Origin of the sequence: Kitasatospora sp. NPDC048407, from assembly GCF_043200475.1 — a bacterium.
GTDB lineage: Bacteria > Actinomycetota > Actinomycetes > Streptomycetales > Streptomycetaceae > Kitasatospora.
Genome location: NZ_JBICXW010000016.1, coordinates 86293 through 104228, shown reverse-complemented (window position 1 = coordinate 104228; position 17936 = coordinate 86293). Strand labels below are relative to the sequence as shown.

At 72.8% G+C, this 17936-nt stretch carries 20 protein-coding genes; 7 read left to right on the top strand and 13 right to left on the bottom strand.

Going from position 1 to position 17936, the window contains the following annotated elements; translation table 11 throughout:
• Positions 1 to 94 precede the first annotated feature (94 nt).
• Both ACGFWJ_RS26270 and sigE read right to left on the bottom strand, forming a co-directional pair.
• Positions 95 to 931, bottom strand: coding sequence for an anti-sigma factor family protein (locus ACGFWJ_RS26270; RefSeq protein WP_387637636.1), 837 nt, complete (start codon positions 929 to 931; stop codon positions 95 to 97).
• The gene (gene sigE / locus ACGFWJ_RS26265; RefSeq protein ID WP_387637639.1) at positions 928 to 1635 is read right to left on the bottom strand and encodes an RNA polymerase sigma factor SigE; all 708 of its coding nucleotides are present in this window, start codon (positions 1633 to 1635) and stop codon (positions 928 to 930) included. The genes ACGFWJ_RS26270 and sigE overlap by 4 nt, the downstream gene beginning before the upstream one ends.
• A gap of 247 nt (positions 1636 to 1882) precedes the next feature.
• Here sigE and ACGFWJ_RS26260 point away from each other — a divergent pair, with 247 nt between their 5' ends.
• A complete protein-coding gene (locus ACGFWJ_RS26260) occupies positions 1883 to 2560 on the top strand; it encodes an O-methyltransferase (protein WP_387637642.1) in 678 nt (225 codons plus the stop codon).
• A 105-nt stretch (positions 2561 to 2665) separates the two neighbouring features.
• On the opposite strand, the gene ACGFWJ_RS26255 is transcribed toward ACGFWJ_RS26260, so the two are convergent.
• Positions 2666 to 2833 carry a DUF3117 domain-containing protein gene (locus ACGFWJ_RS26255; protein ID WP_014137929.1) on the bottom strand — a complete coding sequence of 56 codons (168 nt, stop codon included), beginning with the start codon at positions 2831 to 2833 and terminating at the stop codon, positions 2666 to 2668.
• A 292-nt stretch (positions 2834 to 3125) separates the two neighbouring features.
• On the opposite strand from ACGFWJ_RS26255, the gene ACGFWJ_RS26250 reads away from it, so the two are divergent.
• Positions 3126 to 3926: an enoyl-CoA hydratase/isomerase family protein gene (locus ACGFWJ_RS26250; protein ID WP_392953935.1), complete on the top strand. Its 801-nt coding sequence runs from the start codon at positions 3126 to 3128 to the stop codon at positions 3924 to 3926.
• Positions 3927 to 4028: 102 nt separating this feature from the next.
• Here the strand turns inward: ACGFWJ_RS26250 and ACGFWJ_RS26245 are convergent, their stop codons facing one another.
• Positions 4029 to 4595, bottom strand: coding sequence for a DNA-3-methyladenine glycosylase I (locus ACGFWJ_RS26245; RefSeq protein WP_392953933.1), 567 nt, complete (start codon positions 4593 to 4595; stop codon positions 4029 to 4031).
• A complete protein-coding gene (locus ACGFWJ_RS26240) occupies positions 4592 to 5047 on the bottom strand; it encodes a DivIVA domain-containing protein (RefSeq protein WP_392953931.1) in 456 nt (151 codons plus the stop codon). The genes ACGFWJ_RS26245 and ACGFWJ_RS26240 overlap by 4 nt, the downstream gene beginning before the upstream one ends.
• Positions 5048 to 5254: 207 nt before the next feature.
• Here ACGFWJ_RS26240 and folP point away from each other — a divergent pair, with 207 nt between their 5' ends.
• Positions 5255 to 6067 (top strand): dihydropteroate synthase, encoded by an 813-nt coding sequence (gene folP / locus ACGFWJ_RS26235; protein ID WP_392954060.1) that lies wholly within the window; start codon positions 5255 to 5257, stop codon positions 6065 to 6067.
• A gap of 20 nt (positions 6068 to 6087) precedes the next feature.
• Here folP and ACGFWJ_RS26230 read toward each other — a convergent pair whose 3' ends face one another.
• A complete protein-coding gene (locus ACGFWJ_RS26230) occupies positions 6088 to 6870 on the bottom strand; it encodes a TIGR00730 family Rossman fold protein (RefSeq protein WP_387637652.1) in 783 nt (260 codons plus the stop codon).
• A gap of 340 nt (positions 6871 to 7210) precedes the next feature.
• Complete coding sequence (gene dapE, locus ACGFWJ_RS26225) at positions 7211 to 8284, bottom strand: succinyl-diaminopimelate desuccinylase (protein ID WP_392953929.1); 1074 nt, start codon at positions 8282 to 8284, stop codon at positions 7211 to 7213.
• Between the two features lie 156 nt (positions 8285 to 8440).
• Between dapE and ACGFWJ_RS26220 the strand changes: the two genes are divergently transcribed.
• Entirely contained in the window at positions 8441 to 9394 is a 954-nt protein-coding gene (locus tag ACGFWJ_RS26220) for a hypothetical protein (protein WP_387637658.1), read from the top strand.
• Between the two features lie 347 nt (positions 9395 to 9741).
• Entirely contained in the window at positions 9742 to 10470 is a 729-nt protein-coding gene (locus ACGFWJ_RS26215; protein WP_392953927.1) for a hypothetical protein, read from the top strand.
• Between the two features lie 56 nt (positions 10471 to 10526).
• On the opposite strand, the gene dapC is transcribed toward ACGFWJ_RS26215, so the two are convergent.
• Positions 10527 to 11672: a succinyldiaminopimelate transaminase gene (dapC, locus tag ACGFWJ_RS26210; protein ID WP_392953924.1), complete on the bottom strand. Its 1146-nt coding sequence runs from the start codon at positions 11670 to 11672 to the stop codon at positions 10527 to 10529.
• Positions 11673 to 11689: 17 nt separating this feature from the next.
• Positions 11690 to 12016 carry a ferredoxin gene (gene fdxA, locus ACGFWJ_RS26205; protein ID WP_350511846.1) on the bottom strand — a complete coding sequence of 109 codons (327 nt, stop codon included), beginning with the start codon at positions 12014 to 12016 and terminating at the stop codon, positions 11690 to 11692.
• A gap of 220 nt (positions 12017 to 12236) precedes the next feature.
• On the opposite strand from fdxA, the gene ACGFWJ_RS26200 reads away from it, so the two are divergent.
• Both ACGFWJ_RS26200 and ACGFWJ_RS26195 read left to right on the top strand, forming a co-directional pair.
• A complete protein-coding gene (locus ACGFWJ_RS26200) occupies positions 12237 to 13148 on the top strand; it encodes a GNAT family N-acetyltransferase (RefSeq protein WP_392953920.1) in 912 nt (303 codons plus the stop codon).
• 50 nt (positions 13149 to 13198) lie between these two features.
• Positions 13199 to 14068 (top strand): transglutaminase family protein, encoded by an 870-nt coding sequence (locus ACGFWJ_RS26195; RefSeq protein ID WP_392953918.1) that lies wholly within the window; start codon positions 13199 to 13201, stop codon positions 14066 to 14068.
• A 241-nt stretch (positions 14069 to 14309) separates the two neighbouring features.
• Here ACGFWJ_RS26195 and ACGFWJ_RS26190 read toward each other — a convergent pair whose 3' ends face one another.
• The 4 genes from ACGFWJ_RS26190 to ACGFWJ_RS26175 are packed head-to-tail and all read right to left on the bottom strand — an operon-like array spanning position 14310 to position 17863.
• Complete coding sequence (locus tag ACGFWJ_RS26190; protein WP_392953916.1) at positions 14310 to 14939, bottom strand: response regulator; 630 nt, start codon at positions 14937 to 14939, stop codon at positions 14310 to 14312.
• Positions 14940 to 14949: 10 nt separating this feature from the next.
• Positions 14950 to 16182 (bottom strand): sensor histidine kinase, encoded by a 1233-nt coding sequence (locus ACGFWJ_RS26185; protein WP_392953914.1) that lies wholly within the window; start codon positions 16180 to 16182, stop codon positions 14950 to 14952.
• An 8-nt stretch (positions 16183 to 16190) separates the two neighbouring features.
• Positions 16191 to 16913 carry an ABC transporter permease gene (locus ACGFWJ_RS26180; protein WP_392953911.1) on the bottom strand — a complete coding sequence of 241 codons (723 nt, stop codon included), beginning with the start codon at positions 16911 to 16913 and terminating at the stop codon, positions 16191 to 16193.
• Entirely contained in the window at positions 16910 to 17863 is a 954-nt protein-coding gene (locus ACGFWJ_RS26175; protein ID WP_392953909.1) for an ABC transporter ATP-binding protein, read from the bottom strand. Before ACGFWJ_RS26175 ends, ACGFWJ_RS26180 begins: the two co-directional genes overlap by 4 nt.
• Positions 17864 to 17936 lie beyond the last annotated feature (73 nt).

Below are 17936 nucleotides of genomic sequence, written 5' to 3'. Positions count from 1 at the left end.
AAACGCGGGCGGCCGTTCCCCGGCCTTCCTCAGGTGAATCCGTGGTAAAGACCACCTGGGCGACCGGCGTCGACGGCGTGCCGGTGAAGGCAGGCTAGCGCAGGACCTGGAGCTGGTCACCGCTGGGCGACGGCTGCGGGCTGGCCTGCAGCCGGGCCCGCATCGGAAAGTCCGGGGCGTCCATTTGCTGCTGCGCGTTGACGGGGACGATCGCGCCGCCGACGGGGGTCACGCTGGTGGGCTGCCGGTTGGGGCCGCCCTGGCCCGTGGTGAGGCCGCCGACGCCGCTGAGCGTGACCGCGGCGACCGAGAACGCCCCGGCGGCGGCGAACACCAGCCGGCGACCGCGGGGCGGAACCGGGCGGGGGGTGGGCAGCTCGGCGAGCGCGGCCAGCGGACGCGGTGCGGCGGACGGGCGGGCACCGAACAGACCGGCCCGCGGGTCGATCCCGGGTATCGGGGCGTCGGCGCCCAGCGCGCCGCCGCCGAAGCCGGCGCCCCGGCCGAAGGAGCCGCCGGTGAGCCTGCTGCCGCCGAACACGGCACCCGACGGCCCATCAGGGCCCGATTCGTCCTCCGGCAGCGCGGCCACGGCCAGCAGCCGGGCCATCAGCGCCGCGGACGGGCCGGGCGCGCCGGCGTCGCTGAGCGTCCGCTTGACCGCGCGGGCGCCCTCCGCCTCGGCCAGGCACTCCGGACACGTCGCCAGGTGGGCCTGCACCCGCTCGCGGGCGTCGTGGCCGAGTTCGCCGTCCAGGTACGCGGTGAGGCGGTCGCCGAGGTGGTGGTGCTCCTCGGCCGCCGGCTCGACCGGACGGATCGTCACGGGCCGCAGCTCGGCCGCCGCCGGGGCCTGCTCGGCGGCGCGGCGCAGCGACGCCCAGCGCGAGCGGCCGGTGGCGTCCGCGCGCTCGGGGGCGTGATCGCTCATGACCCCCTCCGGTCGCTTCCGCCCGGTTCGGCACCGACCGCCACGGGCTCGACGGAGCCGCCCCGGCGCGAACGGCCCGCGGCGGCGTTCGGCGCCCGGTGCTTGAGGGCGGCGCGCAGGTGCGAGCGGCCGCGGTGGATCCGGCTGCGGACGGTGCCGAGCTTCACCCCGAGGGTGGCGGCGATCTCCTCGTAGGAGAGGCCCTCGATGTCGCACAGCACCACGGCGGCACGGAACTCCGGGGCGAGGGTGTCCAGCGCCTGCTGGACGTCCGCGTCGAAGTGGGTGTCGCTGAAGTGCTGGGCGGGGCTGGGCTCACGGCTGGCCAGGCGCTCCGCCGCGTCCTCGGCGAGGGCGTCGAAGCGGATCCGCTGGCGGCGGCGCACCATGTCCAGGAACAGGTTGGTGGTGATCCGGTGCAGCCAGCCCTCGAACGTGCCGGGGGTGTACGTGGACAGCGAGCGGAACACCCGGACGAAGACCTCCTGCGTGAGGTCCTCGGCGTCGTGCTGATTGCCCGTCAGCCGGTAGGCGAGGCGGTAGACCCGGGCGCTGTGCGCCTCGACGATCTCCTCCCAGCTGGGCGGCGTCCAGCTCTGCGCGTCGGGCCCCTCCGCGAAGGACGCGAGCTTGCCGGGGGCCTCGGCCACCGAGTCGTCGGCTGCGGTCGACTTGTCCAGGGGGGAGTGCACAGACTGGTTCATCACGGGCTTCGGCGTACGGGCCGACGTGGTGCCGCGGACGTGCCGCTGCACAGGGACGTCGCCCTCGGCCACACCTCCTCGGTCGGCTCTTCTGCCCAGCAGAGCCACCACCATATCCACCTCACACGTCAAGCCCGGATAAGAGCGGTCGAACAGCGACCGCCGCGGGCGGTCCGGCCACCCACGACAACTCAACGGCCAGCCGTCGAACGCGGTTCCCGGACGGCCAGTAGTCTGTCGCTGGAATTTGTCGACTTCCATCGACATCGGCGCTCCGGAAGAGGCAGCCATCACCGAGTTCGGGCCCCAGCGAGTGGCCCTCGCCGACACCTACGTCGGCGAGGACGCGGTGCTGACCTACGCCCGGGCCCAGTCGGCCCGCACCGGCATACGCGCGATCGAACCCAGCGGCGGCGCGGCCCTGCGCCTGCTGGCCGCCGCGCTCGACGCCAAGGCGGTGGTCGAGATCGGAACCGGCACCGGCGTCTCCGGCGTCTACCTGTTGCGCGGCATGCGGCCCGACGGCGTGCTCACCACCGTCGACTCCGAACCCGTCCGCCAGCAGTACGCCCGCGAGGCGTACCTGGCCGCCGGATTCGCCGCCAACCGGGCCCGCTTCATCCCCGGCCGGGCCCGCGACGTGCTGCCCCGGCTCGCCGACGGGCAGTACGACCTGGTGTTCTGCGACGGCGACCCGGCCGACTCCGGCTTCCACCTCACCGAGGCGATGCGGCTGCTCCGGCCGCGCGGCGTGGTCTGCTTCGAGGGCGTCTTCCAGGAGGGCCGGCTCGCCGAACCCGAGGCCGACGACCCGCAGACCCGCGCGGTGCGCGACCTGGTCGCCGACATCCGGGAACAGGGCGACACCCTGCTGCCCGCGCTGCTCCCGGTCAGCGACGGCCTGCTCTGCGCCGTCAAACGCTGAACCCGCCCGGACACGCGGAACGGGCCCGCTCCCCGCACCGGGGGACCGGGCCCGTCGAACACTCCCGGAGCGCCCGGGACGTGCGAGTGGCAGTACCCGCTCGGGTCAGCCGCAGGCCTTCTTCAGAGCCTCGCCCAGAGCGTCCGCCTCGTCCGGCGTCAGCTCCACCACCAGGCGCCCACCCCCTTCGAGCGGAACTCGCATGATGATGCCCCGCCCCTCCTTGGTTACCTCCAGCGGGCCGTCACCCGTCCGCGGCTTCATGGCCGCCATGCTCGTTCCCCTTCCTGCAACCGTTCAGGTACGCACCGGCAGTCCGTCCACCGCCGGTATCGAACGCATTGATCGGAAGCCATTATCCCGCATGCGACCGCTCGATGACCAACATCACTCTCTCCGCCAAGCCTCCCGAACCCGCACCAAAGCGCCGATTACCGGCCGGAAGCCGCATCCCGCCGCACTCCGACACGCCCGCCAGGGGTGCGCCACCTCACACTCCCCCACCCGGCCGCACTCCGGCATGCTGTGCCCACGACAGCCCACCGCGACCCGGGAGCCCTCACCGATGTCCGACACCGTGCGCTACCACCGCGACGGCGCCCTCGCCGTCCTCACCATCGACCGCGCCGGCGCCATGAACGCCCTCGACGTCGCCACCAAGGTCGCCCTCCGGGACGCCGTCACCACCGCCGCGACCGACCCCGACGTGCGGGCCGTGCTGCTCACCGGCGCCGGCCAGAAGGCCTTCTGCGTCGGACAGGACCTCAAGGAACACCTCGGACTGCTGCACCACCAGCAGGAGACCGGCGAGAGCGCGCTGCGCACCGTCGCCGAGCACTACAACCCGCTGGTCCGCGCCCTCGCCGGGATGCGCAAGCCCACCGTCGCCGCCGTCAACGGCATCGCGGCCGGCGCCGGCGCCTCGCTCGCCTTCGCCTGCGACTTCCGGATCGTCGCCGACACCGCCGGCTTCAACACCTCCTTCGCCGGCGTCGCCCTCACCACCGACTCCGGCGCCTCCTGGACCCTCCCCCGCCTGGTCGGCCACGCCCGCGCCACCGAACTCCTGATGCTCCCCCGCACCGTCCGCGCCGACGAGGCCCTCACCCTCGGCCTCGCCACCCGCGTCGTCCCCGCCGCCGAACTCGCCGCCACCGCCCACGAGTTCGCCCTCACCCTGGCGAGCGGCCCGACCGTCGCCTACGGCGCGATCAAGGAGTCGCTGGCGTACGGCGCGTCCCACTCGCTGGACGAACTCCTCGACAAGGAGGAGGAGTTGCAGACCATGGCCGGCAACAGCGAGGACCACCGCATCGCGGTCGATGCGTTCGTGGCCAAGGAAAAGCCCACCTTCGTGGGCAAGTAGCTCCCAACCCCCGCGCCCCGTCAGGGGCGCGGGGAACGGCGCGAAGGGGAACGGCACCCCCGGTAAGGTCCGTGGACGGCGCGCCGTGGCTGCTCGGGCGGGCTACCGCGCGTGGCAATCGGCCAGGTGATCGTTCACCAGCCCGCACGCCTGCATCAGCGCATACGCCGTCGTCGGCCCCACGAACCGGAACCCGTTCTTCTTCAGCGCCTTCGCCAGCGCCGTCGACTCCGCCGTCACGGCCGGCACCTCCGCCAGCGTCTTCGGCGCCGGCCGGGCCGGGTCCCCGGCGTGGCTCCAGACCAACGCGTCCAGCTCGCCCTCGAGTTCACGTGCGGCGCGGGCGTTGGCGATGGTGGCGACGATCTTCGCGCGGTTGCGGATGATTCCGGTGTCGGCCAGCAGCCGTTCCACGTCGTCGTCCCCGAACTCCGCGACCTCGGCGATCGAGAAGTCCCGGAACGCCGCCCGGAAGCCTTCGCGGCGCCGCAGGATGGTGATCCAGGACAGCCCGGACTGGAACGCCTCCAGCGAGATCCGCTCGAACAGCGCCTGCTCGCCGTGGACCGGACGGCCCCACTCGGTGTCGTGGTAGACCCGGTAGTCGTCGGACGAGTCGCCCCATCCGCAGCGCAGCAGCCCGTCCTCACCGAGCACGGCGCCGGTCACGAGCGGTCACCCTTCTCGAACTTCTCGGACGTCTCTGACTTCTCGGACTTCTCGGAAGCGGCGTCGGCAGGGCCCTCGGAGAGGGGCTTCTTCTCCAGCACGGCCGTGAACGACTCCAGCCCGGGCAGCGGCTCGCCGGACGCGCCGCCCGTCGCCTCGACCGAGCCGCGCACCGCGCCGACGGCCTCCAGTTCGGCGATCTTCGCGTCCCGGAGGGCGAGTTCGGCGCCGAGGCGGTCGAGGACGTCGTCGACCTCGTCCATCCGGTAGCCGCGCAGCGCCATCGGCAGGCGCAGGTCGTCGACGTCGGTGCGGCTGAGTGGGCGGTCCTGCGGGAGGCGTGCGGTGAGGCGGTCGTGCTCCGCCTCGGGGAGGGATCCGCCGCCGCCGAGTGCCACCAGCGCGGCACCGCCGACCACCACGGCCATCGCAACCACGATCACCCAGAACACGAGCGTCCTCCGTCAGTCCCCGGCAGTTCCGGCTCCGGCAGTTCCGGCCCGGCAGTTACGGTCGGCTTCGGCCCGTGGTCAGGATCAGGTGGGATCATGGTCCGGTACAGGCCGGGGCCCATCATTGCACCCGGGAGCGCTGAGGAGGAGACAACGGTGGCACTACGCCTCGGCACAAGGGAGTTCGGCCCGGACGAGCTGGTCGTCATGGCGATCGTCAACCGCACCCCGGACTCGTTCTTCGACCGGGGGGCGACCTTCGCCGACGAGGCCGCGTTCGCCGCGGCGGACCGGGCGATGGCCGAGGGCGCGGCGATCCTGGACATCGGCGGGGTGAAGGCCGGGCCGGGCGAAGAGGTCACCGTCGAGGAGGAGTTGCGGCGCACGGTGCCGTTCGTGGCGGAGCTGCGCAAGCGCCACCCGGACGCGGTGATCAGCGTGGACACCTGGCGGCACGAGGTCGGCGAGGCGGTCTGCGAGGTCGGTGCGGACCTGCTGAACGACGCCTGGGGCGGCTTCGACCCGAAGCTCGCCGAGGTCGCGGCCCGGTACGGCGCGGGCCTGGTGTGCACGCACGCGGGCGGCGCGGAGCCGCGCACCCGTCCGCACCGGGTGGGGTACGAGGACGTGATGACGGACATCCTGCGGGTGACCGTCGGGCTGGCCGAGCGGGCGATCGAACTCGGGGTGCGCCGCGACGGGTTGATCATCGACCCGGGGCACGACTTCGGGAAGAACACCCGGCACTCGCTAGAGGCGACCCGCCGGCTGCCGGAGATGACGGCGACCGGGTTCCCGGTGCTGGTGTCGCTGTCGAACAAGGACTTCGTCGGCGAGACGCTCGACAAGCCGGTGGACGAGCGGCTGCTCGGCACCCTGGCCACCACCGCCGTCTCCGCCTGGCTGGGCGCGCAGGTCTACCGGGTGCACCAGGTCGCGGAGACTCGTCAGGTGCTGGACATGGTGGCGTCGATCCGCGGCACCCGTCCCCCGGCGGTCGCCCGCCGGGGGCTCGCCTAGGGTCCGTCCGTCCGCCTCGGCTAGGCGGGCGTGCCCTGCGGCTTGCGGGCCTCTTCCAGGACCTTCAGCACCTCGGCGACGTCGTCGGTGACGTGGAACAGTTCGAGGTCCTCGGGGTTGGCCTTGCCCTGGGCGACCAGGGTGGACTTCAGCCACTCCACCAGCCCGCCCCAGTAGGCGCTGCCGAACAGGATCACCGGGAACCGGGTGACCTTGTGGGTCTGCACCAGGGTGAGCGCCTCGAACAGCTCGTCCAGGGTGCCGAGTCCGCCGGGGAGCACCACGAAGCCCTGGGAGTACTTCACGAACATCGTCTTGCGGACGAAGAAGTAGCGGAAGTTCAGGCCCAGGTCGACGTACTCGTTCAGGCCCTGCTCGAAGGGCAGCTCGATGCCGAGGCCGACACTCAGCCCGTCGGCCTCGACGGCGCCCTTGTTGGCGGCCTCCATCGCACCGGGGCCGCCGCCGGTGATCACCGCGTAGCCCGCCTCGGCGAGGGCCCGCCCGATCTCCACGCCGGTCTGGTACTCGGGCGAGCCGACCTGCGTCCGGGCGGAGCCGAACACGCTGATGGCGGTGGGCAGTTTGGCGAGCGCGCCGAAGCCTTCGACGAACTCCGAGGTGATCCGCAGCACCCGCCACGGGTCGGTGTGCAACCAGTCGGTCGGCCCGGTGGTGTCCAGCAGGGCCTGGTCCGTCGTTTTCGTCTCGACCTGGTCCCGCCGCAGCAGCACCGGGCCCTTGCGCTTCTCGGGCCACGGCTTCCTGGCCCTGCGGACGGGTTCATCTCCGTTGGCTGTCATGACGAAACCCTACGCCTGACAAGGCAACTTTCCGAGGAACAACGGGAAACGGCTGCCCGTCCGCCAAAGGCCGTGCGACGGCCAGGGGTTGTCCGGCCGGTCTTGTCGGATCAGCGCGCGGATCCCCCAGCCCTTGGGGGCTGGGAGGTGCCCCCATTTCGCGCCCGGCTGGGAGTGCCGGCGAACCGTCCTCGTACTGGGTGTACTTGGATGGTTTGCCGGTGCTTCCGTGGGGGCACCTCCCAGCCCCCTGGGGCTGGGGGTGGGGGCACCTCCCAGCCGCCAGGCTGGGGGCGGATGATCCGGCTTCGCGCGCCCGGCAAGACCGGCCGGACAACCCCTACGCGGTGAGCCAGGCCCGCAGGCGGGCCTCGACGTCGGCGATCGCGGTCAGCGAGCAGTGCTCCTCGCGCTTGTGTGCCAGATTCGGGTCGCCGGGGCCGTAGTTGACCGCGGGGACGCCGTGCGCGGAGAACCGGGCGACGTCGGTCCAGCCGAACTTGGCCCGCGGCTCGCCGCCGACGGCGGCCAGGAAGGCCTGTGCGGCGGGCTGGGAGAGACCGGGGAGAGCGGCGGGGGAGGCGTCCACGATGTCCAGCTGGTAGCCGTCGAAGACCTCCCGCAGGTGGTCCTCGGCCTGCTCCAGGCTGCGGTCGGGGGCGAACCGGAAGGCGACGTGGATCCGGCACTCGTCGGGGATGACGTTCCCGGCGACGCCGCCGTCGATCCGGGTGGCGTTCAGGCCCTCGCGGTACTCCAGGCCGTCGATGACGACCCGTCGGGGCTTGTACTCGACCAGCCGGCGCAGCACTTCGGCGGCCTTGTGGATGGCGTTGTCGCCGAGCCAGCTGCGCGCGGCGTGGGCGCGCACGCCGGTGAGCGTGATGTCGGCGCGCAGGCTGCCCTGGCAGCCGCCCTCGACGACGGCGCCGCTGGGTTCCATCAGGACCGCGAAGTCGGCCGCCAGCCAGTCGGGGTGGGTGGCGAACAGGTGGCCGAGGCCGTTGCGCTCGGCCTCCACCTCCTCGTTGTCGTAGAACACGTAGGTGACGTCGTGGTTGGGCTCCTCCACCGTTGCGGCGAGCCGGAGTTGGACCGCGACGCCGGACTTCATGTCGGACGTGCCGCAGCCGTAGAGCAGGTCGCCCTCGACGTGCGAGGGCACGTTGTCGGCGATCGGGACGGTGTCCAGGTGTCCGGCGAGCACCACCCGCGCGGCCCGGCCGAGGTGGGTGCGGGCGACCACGTTGTTGCCGAACCGGTCGACGGTGAGGTGCGGGTAGGCCCGGAGCGCGGCCTCGACCGCGTCGGCGAGGGCGGTCTCCTCGCCGCTGACGGACGGGAAGTCGACGAGGCGGGCGGTCAGCGTGCCGCCGTCGAGGGTCAGGTCGAGGGGCTCGTTCGGGCTGCTCATGGCGGCCACCCTACCGAGCGGCCGGGCGGCCCCGGGGCCTGGCACGCAACCGCGCGGACCCGTACGACCGTCCGAACGGTTACGGTGTCCGCGGACGGCGCGGAATCGGAAAGCGGACCGCTGCGTGGACGACGGACGACGAGGAGAGGGGCCACGGTGGCCACAGACGCCGAGTACTCGGAGGGTGGCGCCGAGGAGCGCCGTCGGCGGCCGTGGCGGCGAATCCTGGTGGGGGTACTGGCACTTGCGGTGGTCGGCGGCCTGGTGGTGTGGCTGAACCGCGAGAAGATCACCGTCCCGGACGAGGGCTGCAAGGTCACCGCCACGTCCGGTTCCGGGTCGATGGAGCTGGGCGCGGCGGCGAACGCGGCGACCATCACGGCGGTGGCGATGTCCCGCGGCCTGCCCGAGCGGGCGGTGACGATCGCGCTGGCGACCGCCATACAGGAGTCCAAGCTGCGCAACCTGGAGGGCGGCGACCGGGACTCGGTGGGCCTGTTCCAGCAGCGCCCGTCGCAGGGTTGGGGCACCGTCGAGCAGATCATGGACCCGGTGTACGCGACCAACAAGTTCCTGGACGCGCTGGTGAAGGTGAACGGCTACGCGCAGATGCCGCTGACCGACGCCGCCCAGCAGGTGCAGCGCAGCGGCTACCCGCAGGCGTACGCCAAGCACGAGAACAACGCGACGCTGCTGGCCACCGTGCTGATGGGCCGCGAGCCGGCGGCGCTGAACTGCGTGGTGCACGAGCTTCCGCAGCCGGACGCGGCGGCACCGCCGGCCACCGGCGTGTCCGACCGGGTGCGCCGGGAGTTCGGCAAGGCGGTGACGGTGGCAACCGCCGACAAGGCGGCCAAGGACCCGCGCGAGGTGCTGGCCTTCACCCCGCAGCCGACCGCGAGCACCGCGAGCGCGGGCGGCACCCAGCAGACCGGCTGGGCGCTGGCCCAGTGGTCGGTGGCGCGGGCGGCGGACCTGGGCATCGGGCAGGTCGCCTACGACGGCAAGGTGTGGCGGGTGGACCGGCCCAACGACGGCTGGAAGCCGCTGCCGACCGCCCCGACGGACCGGGTGCTGGTGACGCTGGGCGCGCCGCCGAAGAAGAAGTGACGGCGCCGGCGGTGCGTTGACGCACAAATGCCCGGGTGACGGCCCACCGGGTGATTCGCGTCAACTCCCGCTGACGGCACGGCAGTCGGCGAACCGCCGACACGCCGGTCCGGGACGCGGACGAGGGTTTCCGTGCCCGCCAAGGGAAGTGACGATTCTTCAGTCGTCGCATCGTGGACGATCCACCCGGTTTGCCGGAAAGCGGATCGTCCGATCTTTACCAACCCTTGACCTTGACCGGCCGAAACCTTCCCGGTGCTCTTGCGGTCATACACGTCGCCCGCCGGGCGGACAGCCGTACCGGCCGTCCGCCCGGCGGACCGTAGACCTCACCTCTTAGGAGCACCATGTCCCTCCCCCTCACGCGCCGGCTCGCCCAGGCCGCGCTGCTCGTCGCCGCCACCGCGGCGCCGCTCGCGGCCGCGGGTGCCGCCTCCGCCTCCGAGGTGGTCCCGCAGACCGACCTGGGCGCCGGAGTGACCAAGCTGGCCAACGTCCCCAACTCGGGCGACACGGTGCAGGGGGCGAGCCACGAGCTCGGCCACATGGTCGGCACCACCGGCTCCGCGGCCCTCGCGGCGGGCGGTCCGGCCGTCGGTGACGCGGCCGGCAGCACCGTCGCGCACGCCCTGCCCTCCACCGACGAGGCGCTCGGCCACCTCGGCCCGGCCGCCCACGCCGACCAGCTGACCGGTGCGCTCGGCACGCTGTCCGACCGGGTCGTCCCGGCCGTCGAGCAGAAGGTCGGCCCTGCGGTCACCGACAAGGTCCTCCCGGCCGCCCGCAAGGCCACCGCCACCCCGCTCGGTACCGTCGCCAAGAACCTGCCGGTGGACCGCCTGGCGCAGAGCCTGCCGGCCGCCGAGAAGCTCGCCCCGGTCCTCGGCGCCGTCCAGTCGCTGCCGGTCACCGGCGCCGTCGCAGGCCTGGCCGAGCACGAGTCCGCCAACCGCCTGGGCGGGATGCCCCCGATGGGCGGCACCAACAACCCGCTGAGCGGCCTGCTGGGCGCCACCCCGCTGGGCGGGCTGCTCGGCGGGCTGGGCGGCGCGGGCGGCAGCCACCTCGCCGGCTGATCCGTCGCACGAACGCCGAAGGGGCGGAGCCGACCGGCTCCGCCCCTTCCACGTGCTTAGCGCTTGAGCCGCTCCACGGCGGCGGCCACCCGCTCGTCGGTGGCGGTGAACGCCACCCGCACGAAGCGGTCGCCCGCCGGGCCGTAGAAGTCGCCGGGGGCCACCAGGATGCCCAGCTCGGCGAGTTCGGCCACGGTCTCCCAGCACGGCCGGTCCTGGGTCGCCCACAGGTACAGGCTCGCCTCGGAGTGCTCGATCCGGAACCCGTACGCCTCCAGCGCGGCCCGCAGAGCGCCGCGCCGCTTGGCGTACCGCTCCCGCTGCTCGGCGACGTGCGCGTCGTCGGCGAGCGCGGCCGCGGTGGCCGCCTGCACCGGCGCGGGCACGATCATGCCGCCGTGTTTGCGGATCTCCAGCAGCTCACGGACCACCACCGGGTCGCCGGCCACGAACGAGGCCCGGTACCCGGCGAGGTTGGAGCGCTTGGACAGCGAGTGGACGGTGAGCAGCCCCTCGTGCGAGTCGCCGCACACCGACGGGTGCAGCACCGACACCGGCTCGGCCTCCCAGCCGAGTTCGAGGTAGCACTCGTCGCTGACCAGCAGCACCCGGTGCTCCCGGGCCCACTCGACGGCGCGGCGCAGCTCGTCGGCGCCGAGCACCCGTCCGGTCGGGTTGGACGGCGAGTTCAGCCAGAGCAGCCGGACCTTGCCGCCGTCCAGCTCGTCGATGTCCCCGTACGCGACCGGCTCGGCGCCGCAGAGCAGCGCGCCGACCTCGTAGGTGGGGTAGGCGAGCTTCGGGTAGGCGACCTGGTCGCCGGGGCCGAGGCCGAGCTGGCCGGGCAGCCACGCCACCAGTTCCTTGGAACCGACGGTGGGCAGCACCGCAGCGGGGCCGATCTCGGCGCCGACCCGGCGGTTCAGCCAGCCGGCGATCGCCTCGCGCAGGGCCGGCGGGCCCCACACGGTCGGGTAGCCGGGCGTGTCGGTGTGCGCGGCCAGGGCCTGCTGGATCAGCTCCGGCACCGGGTCCACGGGGGTGCCGACGGAGAAGTCGCACAGCCCGTCCGGGTGGCTCTCGGCGGTGCGCTTGTACGGTTCGAGCTTGTCCCACGGGAAGACCGGCAGGCGGTCGGATACGCGGCGCGCCGCCCCCGGGTGTCCCGGGAACGGCGCGTGCGTGCTGTCGTTGGTGCTCACAGCGTGGATGCCACCGATCAGTGGTCGGCGTTCTGCGGGGGCAGGGCCGCGATGAACGGGTGGTCACGCTCGATCAGGCCGAGCTTGGAGGCGCCGCCGGGCGAGCCCAGGTCGTCGAAGAACTCGACGTTCGCCTTGTAGTAGTCCTTCCACTCCTCCGGAGTGTCGTCCTCGTAGAAGATCGCCTCGACGGGGCACACCGGCTCGCACGCACCGCAGTCCACACACTCATCCGGGTGGATGTAGAGGGAACGCGAACCCTCATAGATGCAGTCGACGGGGCACTCCTCGATGCACGCCTTGTCCTTCACGTCGACACAAGGCTGCGCGATGACGTAGGTCACGCTGTCGTTCCTCCTCGGAAGGGCTGCCGCCCTACTGTTTACTCGGTCGCGCGGTGCGCGCGGCGTCGTCGATGCCCGCCCCTAGTATCGCGGGTCGGGGGACGCAAATGCACAGGAGGTGCGGTTGATGGTCGGCGGAGTACCGCTGGAGGCCCGTCCGGAGGTCCGGATAGACCCGTCTGACGTGGGAAGACGCGTCTCGGCGCGGCGTGCTGACGGCGTGGCGGACGGACGGCCGGTGTTCCGCGATGTGATCGGCGTGCTCACTTCCTGGGACGGCGACGGGTTGACGATCGAGTCCCGGCACGGCGTGTCGGCGCGTTTCGCCGCAGATCTGCTGGTCGCGGGCAAGCCGGTGCCGCCGTTCCCCGCCCGGAACGTCCCGATGCCCGGCATCACTCCGGCCGAACTCCAGCGGACCGCGGCGCGCGGCTGGCCCGCCGTCGAACAGCAGCCGCTCGGCGACTGGGTGCTGCGCGCCTCCGCCGGTTTCACCAAGCGCGCCAACTCGGTGCAGGCGATCGGCGACCCCGGCCTGCCGCTGGACGAGGCGCTGGACCTGGTCCGCGACTGGTACGCGGCCCGCGGCCTGCCCGCACTCGTCGAGGTGGTGGACGGCGCCTCGCCGCCCGGACTCGACGGGCTGGGCGACCGGTTGGCCCCGACCACGGTCCGCAAGGCCCGGCTCGGCGGACTGACCAGGGCGGCCGCACCGGACAGCTGGCGGCAGGTCCGGCTGTCCCGCACGGCCGACCGCGACTGGCTCTCGCTGTACCGCCGGGTGGGCGACGACCCCGCCCTGGAGACCGCCGCCGGCGCCGTCCTGCACGGCGGGCCGTCGGTCTGGTTCGCCCACGTGCCCGGCCCCGACGGCACCCCGCTCGCGATCGGCCGGATGGCGGTGGACGGCGACTGGGCCGGGTTCTCCGCGATCGAGGTCGTCCCGGCCGCCCGCCGCAGCGGCCTGGCCACCACCGTGATGGCGGTACTCGCCGCGCGTGCCGCCGAAGAGGGCGCCACCGGCGCCTACCTGCAGGTCGAGGCCGACAACCACGGCGCTCAGGCGCTCTACGACCACCGGGGCTTCACGACCAGTCACACTTACCATTACGCGCGCCTTCCCCAGCGGTAGCGTGCACCACCTGAACCGAGCCACGAACCGCTGCTGAACCGAAGGCCGCAGTGACCGAGCAGAGCAGAACCCGCTTCCGAGCCGAGGCCCGGGCCGACAACCCCGACCCGGTGCTGCTGTGCCTGCTCGCCGCCGCCGAGCACACCCTCGGCGACCCCGGCGACAGCGCCGAACCGCCCGACCTCGACGCCGTCCTGAGCGCCTGCCAGACCGCCCTGGACCGGCACGCCGCCGCCATCCGCGAGGCCGTCGCCGAACGCCGCCCGCGCGGCCCCGAGGAGACCGCCGCGCTCCTCGCGGCGGTGCTCGGCGGCCGGGAACGCTTCCACGGCCGCCAGTCCGACTACCAGCGGCTGGAATCCTCCCTCCTCCCCGAGGTGCTCCGTCGCCGCCGCGGGCTGCCGATCATGCTCTCCCTGGTCTGGTCGGCGGTCGCCGCCCGGGCCGGCCTGACCGTCCACGGCATCGCCCTGCCCGGCCACTTCATCGTCGCGGTCGGCGGGCCCGACGGGAGCGACGACTACGTCCTCGCCGACCCCTTCCACGGCGGCCGCCTGCTCGACATCCCCGACGTCGAACGCCTGGTCGCCGCGTCCGGCCACCCCTACACCCCCGAACTGCTCACCCCCGCCCAGCCGCTCGACACCGTCCTGCGCGTCCTCGGCAACATCCGCCACTGGGCCGCCGAACGCCCCGAACACGCCCGCACCCAGCTCTGGGCCGCGGAACTCGCCCTGCTCCTCCCCCGCCACCCCGCACAACTCCGGCTGGAGCGCGCCGAGTTGCTGGTCAAGACCGGCGATTTCCTGGGCGGGGCCGCGGAGATGGACTCGTACGCGGAGATCCTGGACGCGTTCGACCCGGACAGTGCGAGACGCGTCCGCGACGAAGCCAAGTCGGCGCGGCACCGACTGAACTGAGGGCGCGAGAGGGTGCGAAACCGGGGGCGCGGGGAACTGCGCGAGGCGGGAGGCACCCCGTCCCCAAGATCGCGACGCAGGACAATGACCTGCACTTGATCGCGACCTTGGGGACGTGGTCTGCGCTGGTCGCGCAGTTCCGCCCCCTCGGCTTCGCCTGGGGGTACCCCCAGCGCCCCTGTTTTCGCACCCGCCTGCTCGCGCAAGTCTCCCCGCGCCCCTGGTGGTTCACCTCATCCTGTTACAGCCAGCCCTTTTCGCGGGCGACCCGTACCGCCTCCGCGCGGTTGCGCGCCGAGGTCTTCTGGATCGCCATCGACAGGTAGTTCCGCACCGTCCCCTCGGAGAGGTGCAGCCGGGCCGCGATGTCCGCGTTGACGGAGCCGTCCGCCGCCGCGGCCAGGACGTCGCGTTCGCGCGGGGTGAGGGGGTTCGCGCCTTCCGCGAGTGCGGCGGCGGCCAGGGTGGGGTCGATGACCTTCTCGCCGCGCAGGACGCGCCGGATCGCTTCGGCGAGTTCCGCGGCCGGCGCGTCCTTGACCAGGAACGCGTCGGCGCCGGATTCCATGGCGCGGCGGAGGTAGCCAGGGCGGCCGAAGGTGGTGGCGATGACGACCTTGGTGCGGGGGTGGACGCGGCGGATCTCGGCGCAGGCGTCGATGCCTGTCATGCCGGGCATCTCGATGTCGAGGACCGCGACGTCGATCCGGTGTTCCGTCACTGCGGCCGCGACCTCGTCGCCGCGGGCGACCTGGGCGACGACGTCGAGGTCGTCCTCCAGGGAGAGGAGTGCGGCGAGGGCCTCCCGCACCATGCTCTGGTCTTCCGCCAGGAGTACGCGTACTTGCTGGTCGCCGGTTCGGTCCGTCACGGGGCGCAGCCTATTCCCCGCTGGGGCCGGGTCGCAGGGGGACGAGGGCGCGCAGCCGGAAGCCCTTGCCGCGGTTGGCGGGGCCGGCGTCGAGGTGGCCTCCGACCTGTTCGAGGCGTTCGCGGAGGCCGGAGAGGCCGTTGCCGGGGTGGGACTTGCCGGGGCCGGGGCCGTTGTCGACGACTTCCAGGACGGCGTGGCGGCCGTCGTCCTCCCAGGTCTCGTCGAGGTGGACGGAGCAGCGGGTGGCGCCGACGCCGTGCCGGACCACGTTGGTGACGGCTTCGCGCAGGGCCCAGGCGAGGGCGCCGGTCTCCTCGGGGCCGAGGCCGGGGCGTTCGTCGGTCAGGCGGGGGTCGGCGTCGAGTTCGATCCGGCTGGCGGTCAGGGCGGTGCGGGCGGCGGCGAGTTCGACGGCCAGGGTGGGGCGGCGGAAGCCGCTGACGGCTTCGCGGACGTCGGTGAGCGACTGCCGGGCGACCTTTTCGATGTCGCCGACTTGGGCGCGGGCCTCGGCGGCTTTCTCGGCGTCCATGAAGCGGCCGGCGAGTTCGCTCTTGATGGCGATCAGCGAGAGCGAGTGTCCGAGCAGGTCGTGCAGGTCGCGGGCGAGGCGCAGCCGTTCCTCGGAGGCGGCGAGGTGGGCGACGGCGGTGCGGGCTTCGCGCAGTTCGCGCATGGTGGTGACAAGGCGCTGCATGCCGTACATGGCGAGGCCGGCCAGCAGGCAGGGCAGCCCGACCGCGACCAAGGTGGTGCGGTCGGCGGCGGTGGCGAAGCCGATGGTCGCGAAGACCCCGGTGACGCCGGCGATGCCGGCGAGGGCTTTGCGGCCGGGCAGGATGATGGCGGCGCAGACCGAGGTGTAGGTGAACAGGGTCAGCCAGGCTTCGCCGAGGCCGATCGAGGTACCGACGGCGATGCCGAGGATCAGCGCGAACGGCAGGTACTGCCTGGAGCGGGTGGTCCGCCGGCTGTTGCGGATCACCACCAGCGACATGTAGGCGGCCAGGAAGACCACCAGCAGCGCCGCTCCGGCCGCGGTGGCGGCGGTGGTGTGCCGGCCGGTCGCCAGGTCCTGGACGGGGTACAGCAGGTAGAACGCCCAGACGGACGTCCACATCAGCTTGACCAGGAGCTGGCGGCGGGTGTCGACGGGCGCGCCCGGGTACGTCGTCCAGCGGCCGTCCGGCCCGTCCTCCCCGGGGTGGTCGGGGCGGCGGGCCGGGCCGGTGGTCTGCATGCGGGCCATCATGCCTGCCGGGAGTCCTTGCGGTACAGGTAGGCCGCGACGGCCGTGAACAGCACCAGGAAGCCGGCCAGGGCGGCGATCGCGGAGCCCGCGACGCCCTGGCCGTGGATGAACGAGGCCAGCTGGTTGTAGTCGTAGACGGGGTTGAACCGGGCGAAGGTCTTCAGCGAGTCGCTGACCGGGAACCAGGTGCCGCCGAGCAGTGCCATCAGCATGTAGACGATCATCACGACGGGCTGGACGGCGTCCGGCTGGGCGGCGTACCCGAGGGCGACGCCGAGCGCGGCGAACACGAAGCTGCCGAGCCACAGGACGGCGGCCAGGCCGAGCCACTGGGTGGCGGTGAGGTCGACGCCCTCGATCGCGCCGACCGCGAAGACCACGGCGATGGCGGGCAGCGTGGTGACGGCGCAGGCGGCGATCTTGCCGATGGTGTAGGCCCGGCCGGGCAGTGCGGTGAGCCGGAGTTGGCGGGTCCAGCCGGCCTTGCGTTCCAGCGAGATCCGCTGCGCGGAGCCGGTGAGGACGGCGCCGACCGCGCCGAAGGTGGCCATCGAGACCATGAAGTACGACTTGACGGAGACTCCGCCGGCCACGGTGCCGCCGCTGCCGTAGGCGCTGATGAAGAACACGTACAGCAGGGCCGGGTAGAGGACGATGAGCATCAGGTACTTCTTGTTGCGCAGGGTGCGCAGGATCTCCAGCTGGATCAGGGTGGTCATCGCGCGCTCTCCTCGTCGTCCTTGTCCTTCTCTCCGGTGATGGTCAGGAAGGCCTGTTCCAGGCCGAGGCTGGTGACCTCCAGCCCGCGCGGGTACAGGCCGGCCTTGTAGAGCGCGGCGACGCCCGCGTCGGCGTCGGTGGAGCGGATCCGGACGGTGTGCACGCCGTCGGTGCGGGTGCTGACGTCCAGTCCGACGGTGCCGGGCAGGGCGCGCAGCACGGCCTCGTCGAGCGGGCCGCCGTCGGAGGGGTGCAGTTCGAAGCCGATCCGGCGGGCGCCGGCCTTGGCCTTGATCTCGGCGGAGGTGCCGTCGGCGATCAGCCGGCCCTTGTGCAGGACCAGGACCCGGTCGGCGATGGAGTCCGCCTCTTCCAGGTAGTGGGTGGCGAACAGCACAGTGCGGCCGGCGTCGGCCTGGGCGCGCATGGTGGCCCAGAACTGCTGGCGGACCGAGACGTCCATGCCGGTGGTGGGTTCGTCCAGCACGATCAGGTCGTTGGCGCCGGCCACCGCGAGGGCGAACCGGACGCGCTGTTCCTGGCCGCCGGAGAGCTTGTCGACCCGGCGGTCGGCGAGGTCGGCGATCCCGGCGGTCGTCAGCACCTCCTGGGGCTTGTGCCCCTTGGGGTGCACCTTGCAGGCGAGGGTGACCAGTTCGCGGACCTTGACGTCGCTCATCAGGCCGCCGCTCTGCAGCATCGCGCCGACCCGGCCGCCGGTGATCGCCTCGCGCGGGGTGCCGCCGAACAGTTCGACGGTGCCGCTGTCGGGTTCGCGCAGGCCCAGCAGCAGGTCGAGGCTGCTGGACTTGCCCGCGCCGTTCGGGCCGAGCAGGGCGACCGTCTCGCCCGGTCGCAGGACCAGGTCGAGTCCGTTCACCGCCTTCACCCGGCCGTAGCTCTTGCTGACGTTCCGGAAGGCCGCGACCTCCCCCGTTCCCGTACCCATCTGTCTCTCAGTCCCTTCGGAGCCGTTTCTCTGCGACTCCTCAAGACTCCTCGGAACGGGGGTGCCGTCGGCA